The sequence below is a fragment of the Microbacterium sp. NPDC089987 genome (assembly GCF_044748505.1).
GTDB lineage: Bacteria > Actinomycetota > Actinomycetes > Actinomycetales > Microbacteriaceae > Microbacterium.
The window spans coordinates 124,199-136,712 of record NZ_JBIVGE010000003.1; the positions used below are offsets into that span (position 1 = coordinate 124,199).

12 protein-coding genes and 1 tRNA gene are annotated in these 12,514 nt (G+C 69.9%); 5 read left to right on the forward strand and 8 right to left on the reverse strand.

All coding sequences use genetic code 11. The features are described 5' to 3' along the window. Nucleotides 1-58 precede the first annotated feature (58 nt). Nucleotides 59-652 (reverse strand): 50S ribosomal protein L25/general stress protein Ctc, encoded by a 594-nt coding sequence (locus ACIPV2_RS13450; RefSeq protein ID WP_101188326.1) that lies wholly within the window; start codon nucleotides 650-652, stop codon nucleotides 59-61. A 213-nt stretch (nucleotides 653-865) separates the two neighbouring features. On the opposite strand from ACIPV2_RS13450, the gene ACIPV2_RS13455 reads away from it, so the two are divergent. Beyond that, the gene (locus ACIPV2_RS13455; protein ID WP_400842053.1) at nucleotides 866-991 is read left to right on the forward strand and encodes a hypothetical protein; all 126 of its coding nucleotides are present in this window, start codon (nucleotides 866-868) and stop codon (nucleotides 989-991) included. A 14-nt stretch (nucleotides 992-1,005) separates the two neighbouring features. On the opposite strand, the gene ACIPV2_RS13460 is transcribed toward ACIPV2_RS13455, so the two are convergent. Then, the gene (locus ACIPV2_RS13460; RefSeq protein WP_400842055.1) at nucleotides 1,006-2,394 is read right to left on the reverse strand and encodes a GntP family permease; all 1,389 of its coding nucleotides are present in this window, start codon (nucleotides 2,392-2,394) and stop codon (nucleotides 1,006-1,008) included. A 196-nt stretch (nucleotides 2,395-2,590) separates the two neighbouring features. On the opposite strand from ACIPV2_RS13460, the gene gndA reads away from it, so the two are divergent. The 3 genes from gndA (at nucleotide 2,591) to ACIPV2_RS13475 (ending at nucleotide 6,355) form a co-directional block, all read left to right on the forward strand. Beyond that, nucleotides 2,591-4,054 (forward strand): NADP-dependent phosphogluconate dehydrogenase, encoded by a 1,464-nt coding sequence (gene gndA / locus ACIPV2_RS13465; RefSeq protein WP_400842057.1) that lies wholly within the window; start codon nucleotides 2,591-2,593, stop codon nucleotides 4,052-4,054. Between the two features lie 69 nt (nucleotides 4,055-4,123). Beyond that, entirely contained in the window at nucleotides 4,124-4,852 is a 729-nt protein-coding gene (locus tag ACIPV2_RS13470; RefSeq protein WP_101188329.1) for a response regulator transcription factor, read from the forward strand. 3 nt (nucleotides 4,853-4,855) lie between these two features. Then, nucleotides 4,856-6,355: a sensor histidine kinase gene (locus tag ACIPV2_RS13475; RefSeq protein WP_400842058.1), complete on the forward strand. Its 1,500-nt coding sequence runs from the start codon at nucleotides 4,856-4,858 to the stop codon at nucleotides 6,353-6,355. A gap of 16 nt (nucleotides 6,356-6,371) precedes the next feature. Here the strand turns inward: ACIPV2_RS13475 and ACIPV2_RS13480 are convergent, their stop codons facing one another. The 6 genes from ACIPV2_RS13480 to ACIPV2_RS13505 form a co-directional block, all read right to left on the reverse strand. Next, nucleotides 6,372-7,922: an FAD-dependent oxidoreductase gene (locus ACIPV2_RS13480; protein WP_400842060.1), complete on the reverse strand. Its 1,551-nt coding sequence runs from the start codon at nucleotides 7,920-7,922 to the stop codon at nucleotides 6,372-6,374. Between the two features lie 20 nt (nucleotides 7,923-7,942). Beyond that, nucleotides 7,943-8,818 carry an FAD:protein FMN transferase gene (locus tag ACIPV2_RS13485; RefSeq protein WP_400842062.1) on the reverse strand — a complete coding sequence of 292 codons (876 nt, stop codon included), beginning with the start codon at nucleotides 8,816-8,818 and terminating at the stop codon, nucleotides 7,943-7,945. Between the two features lie 6 nt (nucleotides 8,819-8,824). Continuing rightward, a complete protein-coding gene (locus ACIPV2_RS13490) occupies nucleotides 8,825-9,289 on the reverse strand; it encodes a hypothetical protein (RefSeq protein ID WP_400842064.1) in 465 nt (154 codons plus the stop codon). Nucleotides 9,290-9,334: 45 nt separating this feature from the next. Further along, nucleotides 9,335-10,369, reverse strand: a complete 1,035-nt coding sequence (locus ACIPV2_RS13495; RefSeq protein WP_101188334.1) for a ribose-phosphate diphosphokinase — start codon at nucleotides 10,367-10,369, stop codon at nucleotides 9,335-9,337. Between the two features lie 5 nt (nucleotides 10,370-10,374). Then, entirely contained in the window at nucleotides 10,375-11,805 is a 1,431-nt protein-coding gene (gene glmU / locus ACIPV2_RS13500) for a bifunctional UDP-N-acetylglucosamine diphosphorylase/glucosamine-1-phosphate N-acetyltransferase GlmU (RefSeq protein ID WP_400842067.1), read from the reverse strand. 1 nt (nucleotide 11,806) lies between these two features. Continuing rightward, a tRNA-Gln gene (locus tag ACIPV2_RS13505) sits at nucleotides 11,807-11,878 on the reverse strand. A gap of 115 nt (nucleotides 11,879-11,993) precedes the next feature. Here ACIPV2_RS13505 and ACIPV2_RS13510 point away from each other — a divergent pair. Then, nucleotides 11,994-12,488 (forward strand): MarR family winged helix-turn-helix transcriptional regulator, encoded by a 495-nt coding sequence (locus ACIPV2_RS13510; protein WP_101188336.1) that lies wholly within the window; start codon nucleotides 11,994-11,996, stop codon nucleotides 12,486-12,488. Nucleotides 12,489-12,514: the final 26 nt, after the last annotated feature.

A 12,514-nucleotide genomic window follows, 5' to 3' on the forward strand; every position in this document is an offset into this window, starting at 1 on the left:
GGATATGACGGAGGGGACGCGATCAGCTCGCGCCCCCTCCGTGCAGATCGTCAGCGGATCACTCCGCGGCGGCCTCCTCGGCCGGAGCCTCGGCACCCTCGTCCTCGACCGGAGCGGCCGGGACGGAGATCGCGACCACGAGGGTCTCGGGGTCGGCGACGAGCGTGACGCCCTTGGGCAGCTTCACGTCGGCGGCGGTGATCTGCGCGCCCTCCTCGAGGCCCTCGACGGAGACCTCGACGTTCTCGGGGATGTCCGTGGCCTCGGCCTCGACCGACAGGGTCACGGCGTCGAGGGCCGCGATGGTGCCTGCGAACGACTCGCCGGTCAGGACGACGGGCAGATCGATGGCGACCTTCTCACCCTTCTTCACGACGAGCAGGTCGATGTGCTCGATGATCTGGTGCACCGGGTCCCTCTGCACGTCCTTGACGAGGGCGAGCTGCGAGGTGCCGTCGATCTCGAGGTCGAGCAGCGCGTTGGCGCGGCGGATGATGAGCGACACCTGGTGGCCGGGCAGGGCGACGTGCACCGGGTCGGTGCCGTGGCCGTAGATCACGGCGGGGATCTTGCCGGCGGCGCGCAGACGGCGGGCGAAGCCCTTGCCGAAGCTCGTGCGGGTCTCGGCGACGACCTTGTTCTCGTCAGACATGTTGTTCTCCTTCAGGCACGCGGGACGGGGCCGCGCGGTGGTCATGGTCTCGGAAGCCTCGGTGCGGACACGAGGAGGCGAGACGCTGCGCGACTGAAGGATTCAGCCGACCACCGGGCTCACGTCACCGCGTCGATCACGGATGCGCGCATGCGCGCGATCCCTCGCCGAGGAACTCCTCCATCGTACCCGAAAGCTCGATAGGCTGTGGGCATGCTCGATCCCGCTTTCCTCTCGCATGTCGTCTTCTGGGTCATCGGCGCGATCGCCGTCTGCGGCGTCGTGTCGTCGTTCGCCGCGATGTTCGCGATGGGACGCTCGGGCTACCGCGAGGACTGACCCCCTGGTGTCGCTCAGAAGAGCGACGCCAGCAGGTAGACCACCAGCACGATCGCGAACGCGAGCACCGACTGGATGCTCTGCTGCACGGTCCACGTCTTGAGCGTGGTCTTGACGTCCATCCCCATCAGGCGCCCGACCAGCCAGAACCCCGAGTCGTTCACGTGGCTGGCCATGACCGACCCCGCCGCCGTGGCGAGTGTGATCGCGACCACCTCGAGCGGGTTGAAGTCGCCGCCCAGCACCGCCGGCGCGATGAGGCCCGCCGCGGTGACCAGCGCCACGGTCGCAGAACCCTGCGCGATGCGCAGCACGGCGGCGATGACGTAGGCGGCCACCACCACCGGCAGTCCCATGCCGCTCAGCGTGTCCGAGAGCGCCTCGCCGATGCCCGACGAGCGCAGCACCCCTCCGAACATGCCGCCGGCGCCCGTGATCAGCACCACCGAGCAGATCGGACCCAGCGACGAGTCGACGATCTTCTCCAGGGCCGTGCCCTGTTCGCCGCGTCGCCAGCCGAGCACGACCAGGGCCACGAGCACCGTGATGGTCAGCGCCACGGGCGACTGGCCGATGAAGATGAGCGACTGCGACCACAGCTCGGTCGAGTCGATGACACCCGCACTGCCGAGCGTGCTGAGTCCCGTGTTGAGGAAGATGAGAAGCATGGGCAGGAGCAGCAGCATGATGATCGTCTTGACCTGCGGCGGGTTCGACGGCTGATCCTCGTCCTCGCTGCCGAACAGCGCAGGCACCGGCAGGATCCAGCGGCTGCCGACGAATCTCCCCCACAGGTAGCCGGAGAGGTACCAGACGGGGAGCGCGACGAGGAGTCCGACCAGCAGCACCAGGCCGATGTTCGTCTCGTACGCCGCCGAGGCGGTGACCGGACCGGGATGCGGCGGCAGGAAGACGTGCATCACTGAGAAAGCAGCCGCCGCGGGGATGCCGTACAGCAGCACGTTCGTGCCTGACACCCGGCGCGCGATGGCGAAGATGATCGGCAGCATCATGATCAGCCCCGCGTCGAAGAACATCGGGAAGCCGAGGATCAGCGAGGCCACACCGAGCGCGAAGGGCGCCCGCTTCTCTCCGAACACCCGCACGAAGCTGTCGGCGAGCGCGTGCGCGCCGCCGGAATGCTCGATGAGCCTGCCCAGCATGGCACCGAGTCCGACCAGCAGCGCGACGCTCGCGAGAGTGGTGCCGAAACCGCCGAGTGCGACCGTCAGCACCTGCTCGATCGGGATGCCCGCGACGATCGCGGTCAGCAGCGAGACGATCACGAGGGTGAGGAACGCGTGCAGCTTGAACCCGATGATCAGCACGAGGATCAGCGCGATCGCGCCGCCGGCGATGAGCAGAAGGGGTCCTGCGGCGAGGGTCTGGGTCCATTCGTCCATGTGACATCTCCCCTGCTTCCGTCGGCCACGGCGCGCGACCGATCGGTGGCCACACGCTAACAGAACGCCTCCGGTGGGGAACACCCCCGCGCGCGGCGACGCCCGCTCTGGCATCGGCTCGGCTGAAACGAAGGGATGCCGGGCCGTCGCGCACCGATAACCTGAGATCACGCCCTTCATCACCGAGGAGATCCCTGTGCCCACAGCCGCAGCCAACATCGGAGTCGTCGGACTCGCCGTCATGGGTTCGAACCTGGCCCGCAACCTCGCCAGCCGCGAGGGCAACACGGTGGCGGTGCTGAATCGCTCGCGCGCGAAGACCGACGAACTGGTCGCACTGCACGCCGACGCCGGCTTCGTGCCGACCTTCTCGTACGAGGAGTTCGCCGCCTCGCTGCAGAAGCCGCGCACCGCGATCATCATGGTCAAGGCAGGACTCGGCACCGACGCGGTGATCGACGAGCTCGTGCGCGTGTTCGAGCCGGGCGACATCATCGTCGACGGCGGCAACGCCTACTTCCCCGACACCATCCGCCGTGAGAAGGCGGTGCGCGAGACCGGCATCAACTTCGTCGGCGCCGGCATCTCCGGCGGCGAGGAGGGTGCGCTGCTGGGCCCGAGCATCATGCCGGGCGGATCCGACGAGTCGTGGGTGACCCTGGGCCCGATCCTGAAGTCGATCGCCGCGGTCGCCGAGGGCGAGCCGTGCGTCACGCACGTCGGGCACGGCGGTGCGGGCCACTTCGTGAAGATGGTGCACAACGGCATCGAGTACGCCGACATGCAGCTGATCGCCGAGGCGTACGACCTCATCCGTCGCGGCACGGGCAAGTCGCCGGCGGAGATCGCCGACGTCTTCGCCGAGTGGAACACCGGCGAGCTCGAGTCGTACCTCATCGAGATCACCGCCGAGGTGCTGCGCCAGATCGACGCGGAGACCGGCAAGCCGCTGGTCGACGTCATCGTCGACCAGGCCGGCGCCAAGGGCACCGGAGCATGGACCGTGCAGACGGCGCTCGCCCTGGGCGTCCCCGTCTCCGGCATCGCCGAGGCGACCTTCGCCCGCTCGCTGTCGTCGCACCCCGAGCAGCGCGCGGTCGCCGCTCACCTCCCCGGTCCTTCGACAGGGTCAGGAACCCAGGACTTCGTCGTCGACGACGTCGACGCCTTCATCGAGGACGTGCGCCTGGCGCTGTACGCGTCGAAGATCGTCGCCTACTCGCAGGGCTTCGACGAGATCCGCGCCGGCGCGGCCGAGTACGGCTGGAGCATCGACCTGGGCGCCGTGGCGAAGATCTGGCGCGCCGGCTGCATCATCCGCGCGCAGTTCCTCAACCGCATCGCCGAGGCCTACGCCGGCGAGCCCGACCTGCCTGCGCTGCTGACCGCACCGTACTTCGCCGAGGCGCTCTCGCGCGGTCAGGCCGCATGGCGCCGGGTCGTCATCGCCGCCGCGCAGGCTGGCATCCCCGCTCCGGCGTTCTCGTCGTCGCTGTCGTACTACGACGGCATCCGCGCCGAGCGTCTGCCCGCCGCCCTCATCCAGGGCCAGCGGGACTTCTTCGGCGCGCACACCTACCGCAGGATCGACAAGGAAGGCACCTTCCACACGCTGTGGTCGGGCGACCGCACCGAGATCCCCGCGGTCGACACGCACTGATCCCGGTCCCACAGGCCGCGCATAGGCAACTCAATGGATTCTCGGTGACGTCGGGCGCACAATGGAGCCATGAGCACCGAGCATCCCGACCTGCGACGCCCTGACGGAACCCCGCTGCGCATCCTCGCCGTCGACGACGAGCCCATGCTCACCGACCTGCTCGCCATGGCCCTGCGCATGGAGGGATGGGAGGTCCGCACGGCGGCATCCGGCCTGGAAGCCCTGCAGGTCGCCCGCGACTTCGAACCGGATGCCCTGGTGCTCGACGTCATGATGCCCGACCTCGACGGCATGAGCGTGCTGCGCCGACTGAGGGAGTCCGGCAATCTCGTGCCGGTCGTCTTCCTCACGGCGAAGGACGCCGTCGCCGACCGCATCGCCGGCCTCACCGCGGGTGGCGACGACTACGTCACCAAGCCGTTCAGTCTCGAAGAGGTCATCGCGCGGCTGCGGGCCGTGATCCGCCGTTCGGGTCAGGGGCAGGCCGACGACGAGCAGTCGATCCTGCGGGTCGCCGATCTCTCGCTCAATGAGGACAGCCACGAGGTGATCCGCGGAGACGACGAGATCGAGCTCACCGCGACCGAGTTCGAGCTGCTGCGCTTCCTCATGCGCAACGAGCGGCGCGTGCTGTCGAAGGCTCAGATCCTCGACCGGGTGTGGAGCTACGATTTCGGCGGCAAGTCGTCGGTGGTGGAGCTGTACATCTCGTACCTCCGCAAGAAGATCGATGCCGGCCGCACACCGTTGCTGCACACCGTGCGCGGTGTCGGCTACATGATCAAGTCACCGCAGTAGCCCATGCTCTCTCACCCGCTGAGCCTCCAGGCGCGGCTGATGGCCGCGGTGATCGGGTTCGTCTCGCTCATCCTCGTGATCGTCGCGATCATCACGAGTGCGACCCTGGGCAGGACGCTCGAGGACGATCTGCAGAGGAAGCTCAACGCCACCTCGAACGTCACCACGGCACTGGTCACCAACCAGGCCAAGGCCGCGGCCCTGCGCGGCGAGGCGCTCACCGCCGAGAAGGCGATCAGCGGCGGCATCGTCCAGACCGGCAGCCTGCTGCTCGCTGTGCTCCCCCCGGACGCGCCGGCGTCCGGCGTGATCGTCACACCCGACTCCAGCAGGACTCTTCCCGCTCACGATCTGCTGGAGCTGACCTCAGCGCTGCGGGAATCGGGATCGGCGACGGTCAGCCTGCACGCCGGCTCGTTCCGGGTGACGGCAGATCGCACCGACAACGACGTGGTGGTGATCACCGGACTTCCCCGCGCCGAGCTGCAGCACACCATGACCTCGCTGTTCACCGTGATCGCCCTCGCCACCCTGGGCGGGCTGATCCTGCTGGCCCTCACGACCGCCCTCACCATCAGCATGGGGCTGCGGCCCCTGCGCGCGGTCGCCGCGACGGCGTCGCGCGTAGCCGGCCAGCCCCTCGATCGCGGCGAGGTGAGCATCACGGAGCGGGTGCCGGACTACGAGGCCGATCCGCGCACGGAGGTGGGCAGGGTGGGAGTCGCGCTGAACACCCTGCTCGACCACGTCGACTCATCGCTCTCCGCACGCCAGCGCAACGAGGAGCGCATGCGCCGGTTCGTGGCGGACGCCAGCCACGAGCTGCGCACGCCGCTCGCTTCGATCCGCGGGTACTCCGAGCTGTCGCTGCGGGCGCTGCGGCAGTCGCAGGACGCGCCCACCCTCGAGAACACCACTTCCGCGCTGGAGCGCATCCAGGCGCAGTCGCTGCGGATGACGCGACTCGTGGAGGACCTGCTGCTGCTCGCCCGCCTCGACGAGGGCGCCGAGCTCGTGCACGGTGAGGTCGACCTGTCGCAGCTCGCCGTCGAGGCTCTCGCCGACGCACAGCCCACCGCCCCCGGCCACCACTGGAAGCTCGAGACCCCCGGTGAGCCCGTCATCGTCGCGGGCGACGTCGGGCGCCTGCACCAGGTGGTCGGCAACCTTCTCGCCAACGCCCGCACGCACACGCCGGAGGGCACGACCATCACGCTGTCGCTGTCGGCAACCGCTGAGGGTGCCGAGCTGCGCGTGCACGACGACGGGCCGGGCATCGATCCCGCCGTTCGCGACGAGCTGTTCGCCCGCTTCGCGCGCGGAGACGTGTCGCGGGCGCGGCAGACCGGCGGCACGGGGCTCGGTCTCGCGATCGCCAAGGCGATCATCGAAGGTCACGGCGGCGCCATCGCCGTCGAGAGCGCACCGGGCGACACGTCGTTCACCGTGCGCCTGCCGCGCGGCGAGCAGGCGGCCCCCGTGGAGTCCGCGGCAGGGCAGTGAGCCGCGAGCGTCCGGGTCAGTAGCCGGCGAACGCGTCGGTCGTGACGCCGCGCGCCTTCTGCAGCGCCGGCGCCAGGTCGGCGATGAGGCGCGGTGGCCCGGAGATGTACGCGTGCCGGCTCGCGAGGTCGGGCACGACGCACTGCAGGCCGTCGGCGTCGAGACGGATGCCCTGCGCCCACGTCCAGTGGGCAGGCAGATCCGCCGGCTCGTCGCGGGTGAACACGATCGTGCGGGCGCCGGTCGCGGCCAGCTCGTCGCGGAACGCGAGCTCGGCCGCCTCGGACGCCACGTAGACGAGCACGACGTCGCGCTCGCCACCCGTGGCCTGCAGCTGACGCAGCTGCGAGACGAACGGCGTCACGCCGATGCCGGCCGCGACCATGAGCACCGGCGTCCGCCCGCGCGGCAGCACGAAGTCTCCCCAGGTTCCGGTCACGGCCAGCACCGCCCCGGGTTCGGCCTCCTTCAGCGCTCGCTTGTAGCTCGAGGGATGCTTCTGATCGCCGTCCTTGTAGGCGATGCGCAGTGCGGGCAGGTCGGCGGGCGCCGAGACGATGCTGAACTCGCGGCGGGTGCCGCGGGCATCCGGATTGCGATGCGGCACCTCGAGCTCGAGGTACTGCCCCGCGACGAACTTCAGCCGCCCCTTGGTGCGGAACGTGAGCTCCTGCGCGGTCGGCGTGACGAAGCTGCGCTCGGTGAGCACGAGCCGCACCGAGCTGCGCAGGGCGAAGGCGAACGCGAGCAGGTTGCCGATCAGCAGCGCCCGCTCCTGACCCAGCGTGAACAGCGAGCCGATCGCGATCGGCCATCCGGCCAGCACGCCGACGAGCGCGGCGACGCTGTACTGCTGCCAGCGTCGAGGCGGGAGCGTGAGCGGCTCGGAGAGCATGAACGCACCGAGGAAGAGGTATGGCGTCTGCGTGAACGCCGCGAGCAGCGCGTCGGCCGCGTCGAACGGGATGCCGAACTCCTGCGACTGCACGGCCTGCCGGGCGACCGACACCGCGACGACCACGACGAGGAAGATGAGCACCAGACGCACCTTCTCGGTGCGCCACAGTACGATCAGACCGCTGAGAGCGACGAACAGCGCGAGCCAGGGGGTGCCCACCCACCAGGCCGAGAACGTGCCGAGGCCGAAGATCGTCACGACGGCCGCCCCGAACGCGGCGGGGTTGAGGATGTGCCGTCCGCGCCAGGCGATGAGGTACTTCGACAGACTCGCCAGCACACCGGCGAGCGCGCTCCCTCCCAGCCCCGCGGGAGTGACCGAGGGCTGCAGCACGAACAGGAGGATGAGTGCGGTCACCAGCGACGACTCGATGCGCCACGGCAGGCGCAGGATGCGCTGCGCGACCGCGTCGACGGCAAAGATGGCGAGGGCGAGCACCGCGAAGGATGCCAGGATCTCGCCGGCCGTCGGACCCACCAGCCCCGCGAGGGACAGCGCGAGTGCGATCGCCGCCAACGCGCCGAGGGCGAACAGCACGAGCCGGTACATGGAGATGGCGCCGAGGACGGCCAGCACACGCTGCCGCATGGCCAGGAACGCAGTGATCACGCTTCTACTCTTCCGTATCCTCAGCGGGCCGGCTCGGTGAACAGCTCGCCCGGGAGCCCGCGTGAGCGCTCGATCCGCCCGTCGCTCGACATCCGCACCCAGTCGGCGCCCCAGCGGTCGGCGAGCTCAGGACCGCCGGCGAAGAACAGGCCGCTCGCCGCGGCGTCGGCGTGCAGAGCGTCTGCCGCGAGAGCCCAGGTCGCGACCCAGGTGCGCACGGGAAGGCCCGTGCGTCCGTCGAGCACGTGATGCAGCCCGCTCCCCCACGCGCGCCGCGTGACCGCGGATGCGCAGAGGGCAGCATCCGTCACCTCCACCACCCCGATCGCGACGCTCGGATCGTACGGGTGCTCGAGTGCGACTCTCGCGGTGCCGCCGCGCACGCGGAGGTCACCGCTGCCGTCCACGGTCACTCTCCCTGGCAGGTGTGCGAGGGCGTCGGAGACGAGATCGACCAGCCGCCCCTTGCCGACGGCGCCGACGTCGATGACGGCCGGCTCATCGAGGGTCAGCGACATGTGGTCGGAACGCAGCATCCGCTCCCAGTTCTCCGGCGCCGCCCGCGGCGGTCCCGGGCGCAGCGTCAGCGCGGAATCGTAGCCGAGCGCTTCGAGCGCCGAGCCGATCAGCGGGCTGACGGCGCCTGCGGTGGCGCGACCGAGATCACGATAGATCTCGAGCATGGCCGCGGCGTCGGCGGCGGCATCCGGAGTGAGATCCGCCGTCCCGCCCTGCGAACGCAGCGACGAGATGACCGAGTCGCCCCGGAAGCGCGACCAGGTGGCGTCGAACGCCTCGATGATCGCGTCGACGCCCGCTCGAACCGCCCCGCTCAGAGTGTCGACGGTCTCGATCTCCCACTGCGTGCCGATGGCGTCGAACCGCCACGCGTGCATGCCGGGTCACTCGGCCGCAGTGGCGGCCTCGTCCTTGATCTTCACCACGGCCTGATCGAATCCGCCGCTGGTGAGCGACGATCCGGCGACGCGGTCGACCTGCAGCTCGTCGAGCTTCTTCCCGACCACGACATCCGAGATGCCCGCGATGAACTGGCCCTGGTAGTTCTTGGATTCCGGCGCCAGCGGGTCGCCGACCACCTCGACGGCGGTGACCGTGTCCTCCGCGATCGTCAGGGTGACCTCGATCGTCTCGACCGTCTCCGGCGTGCGATACGAACCCTCGGCCGTGTACGTGCCGTCGGCATAGGGGGCGGTCGCGTCGGTGCTGAGCGGGGACGGATCGCCCTTCCCCGCGTCGGCGTCCGCTGCCCCCGAGCACCCGGCGAGCACGAGCGCGCCGGCGAGGCCGAGCAGAGCGGATCCGGTGCGGGCTGCGGGGTGCGCGTTCATGCGTTCAGCTTCGGGCATCCGGCTATGAGAACTCCGGATGCCTCGTCGCGACTCAGTGAGAGATCAGGCGTCGCCGCCGAACATGCTCGTCACCGAGCCGTCTTCGAACACCTGCTTGATCGCGGTCGCGAGCAGCGGCGCGATGGGCAGGATCGTGAGTCCCTCCCACCGTCGCGACTCGGTGAGCGGGATGGTGTCGGTGATGACGACCTGGTCGATCGCGGCGTCCTGCAGGCGCTCGGATGCCGGGTCGCTGAAGACCGCGTGTGTCGCGGCGACGATGACCTTGCGCGCGCCGGCGCCCTTCAGCGCCTGCGCCGCCTTGACGATCGTGCCGCCGGTGTCGATCATGTCGTCGACGAGGAGGCAGGTGCGTCCCTCGACGGCGCCGACGATCTCGTGCACCGACACCTGGTTCGCGACCTTCGGGTCGCGGCGCTTGTGGATGATGGCCAGCGGCGCGCCGAGGCTGTCGGACCACGTGTCGGCGACGCGGACGCGGCCCATGTCGGGCGAGACGATCGTGAGCGTCTCACGGTCCTCGTCGGTCAGCGTGCCCTGGAAGTGCTCGAGCAGCACGGGCTTGGCGAAGAGGTGGTCGACGGGCCCGTCGAAGAAGCCCTGGATCTGCGCGGCGTGCAGGTCGACGCTCATCACGCGGTCGGCGCCGGCGGTCTTCAGCATGTCGGCCACCAGTCGGGCGGAGATCGGCTCGCGACCACGGCCCTTCTTGTCCTGGCGGGAGTACGGGTAGTAGGGGGCGACGACGGTGATGCGCTTGGCCGATGCGCGCTTGGCGGCATCGAGCATGATCAGCGTCTCCATCAGCCACTCGTTCACCGGCTCGCCGAACGACTGCACGATGAACAGGTCGCAGCCGCGGATCGAGACCTCGAAGCGCGCGTAGATCTCCCCCGAGGCGAAGGTGCGGTGCTCGACCGGGGCCGCCTCCTGGCCCAGGGCTGCGGCGACGGCGGCCGTGAGCTCGGGATGCGAGCGACCGCCGGCGACGACGAGCCGCTTCTTGGTCTTCGCGATGAGTCCAGGTGCGACGCCGTTCTCGCGCTCGAGTGCGGCCTTCTTCTTCTTGTTGCCCATGAGACCTACTCCGCCGATCGTTCGCGGGCCGCCGCATCGGCTGCGCCCGTGCCTGCTCTGTTCTTCTCGACCCACCCGTCGATGTTGCGCTGGGGGGCGACGCTCATGGCCAGGGCACCCGCGGGGACGTCCTTGCGGACGACAGCACCGGCACCGGTCTTCGCACCAGCTCCCAGCCTAACGGGCGCGACCAGCACGGTGTGCGACCCGGTGTGCACCTCGTCGCCGACAACCGTGCGGTGCTTGTTGACATCGTCGTAGTTGGCGGTGATCGTGCTGGCGCCGAGGTTGACGCCGCGTCCGATCGTGGCATCCCCCACGTACGACAGGTGCGGAACCTTGCTGCCTTCGCCGATCTCGGCGTTCTTCGTCTCGACGTATGCGCCGATCTTGCCGCCGGCTCCGAGCACGGTGCCGGCTCGCAGGTACGAGAACGGGCCGACCGTCGCGCCCGCGCCGATGACGGCGAGGTTCGCGTCCGTGCGCTTGACCACCGCATCCTCGCCGACCTCGCAGTCCACCAGCGTGGTGTCGGGTCCGACGGTGGCGCCTTCGGCTATGACGGTGGCGCGCAGGATCTGCGTGTTCGGCAGGATCGTCACGTCGGGCGAGAGCTTGGCATCGTCGTCGATCCACGTGGTCTCGGGGTCGACGATGGTGACGCCCTCACGCTGCCAGCGACGCACGATGCGCTGGTTGAGCAGGCGTCCGACGAGGGCGAGCTGGGCGCGGTCGTTGACGCCGAAGGTCACGGTGACGTCGGAGACGACCGATGCCGCCACGCGGTCACCGTCGCGGCGCAGCAGGCCAGGCACGTCGGTCAGGTACATCTCGCCCTGTGCGTTGTCGACGCCGATCTCGGGAAGGTAGCGGCGCAGCGTCGCGGAGCGGAACGCGTACATGCCGGCGTTGATCTCGCGCACCGACGCCTCGTCGGCGCTGGCGTCCTTCTGCTCGACGATGCGGTCGACCCCGCCGTCGGCATCGCGGATCACCCGCCCGTAGCCGGTGGGATCGTCGACGACGGCGGTCATCAGCGTGGCTGGGGCGCCCGATGCGCGGTGCTCGTCGAGGAACGACGAGAGGGTGCCGGCATCGGCCAGCGGGCAGTCGCCGGAGAGCACGAGGACGTCGCCGTCGAAATCCGCGGGCAGAGCGTCGATCGCCACCTGCACGGCCCGGCCGGTGCCTGGCACGTCGTCCTGGTCGACGAAGACCGCATCGGGGTAGTCGCCGGCGAGCGCGCTGACCACCTGCTCGCGCTCGTGCCGAACCACGACCTCGATGTGCGACGCGCCCAGCGAACGCGCCGTGGTGAGCACGTGACCGACCAGAGGGCGCCCGGCGATCTCATGCAGCACCTTGGGTCGGCGGGACTTCATGCGGGTGCCCTGGCCTGCGGCGAGCACGATGATGGCGAGATTGTTCTGCGTCATGCTCCGCCGCCAGGATTCGAACCTGAACCTCACAGCTCCAAAGGCTGTCGTGCTGCCGTTACACCACGGCGGACCACGGCCATCCGCCTCGCGAGGGGGCGACCGCGGGTCAATTCTGCCACGGCCGACCAGACCCTCCGTGCGGGCCGAGGTCCGGGCCGACACGGCGGACGCGGGATAATGGCGGGATGAGCGAGGCGGATGAGGTCGACCGGATCGTCGGCGCCTGGAACACCCAGCGCCCCGACCTGGACTTCTCGCCCCTCGAGGTGCTCTCGCGGATGGACCGCCTCTCGCGTCACCTCGACCGTGCGCGGCGCGAGGTGTTCCGTCGCAGCGACATCGAGCCGTGGGAGTGGGACGTGCTCTCGGCGCTGCGCCGTGCCGGCGCCCCCTTCCAGCTCTCGCCCAAGCAGCTGCTGCAGCAGACGCTGGTCTCGAGCGGCACGATGACCAACCGAATCGACCGCCTGGTGGGGCGTCGGTTCGTGCGGCGCGAGTCCGACCCGCAGGACGGGCGCAGCGTGCTCGTCACCCTCACCGACGACGGACGCGTGCGAGTGGATGCCGCGATCACGCGCCTCGTCGATGCCGAGGCCGTGCTGCTGCAGGCGCTCCCCCGCGCAGACCGCGAGCGGCTGGCCGGCCTGCTGCGCAAGCTCAGCCTGAGCTTCGACTCGTGAGCATCCCCATCCCAGGGGCCGGCCGC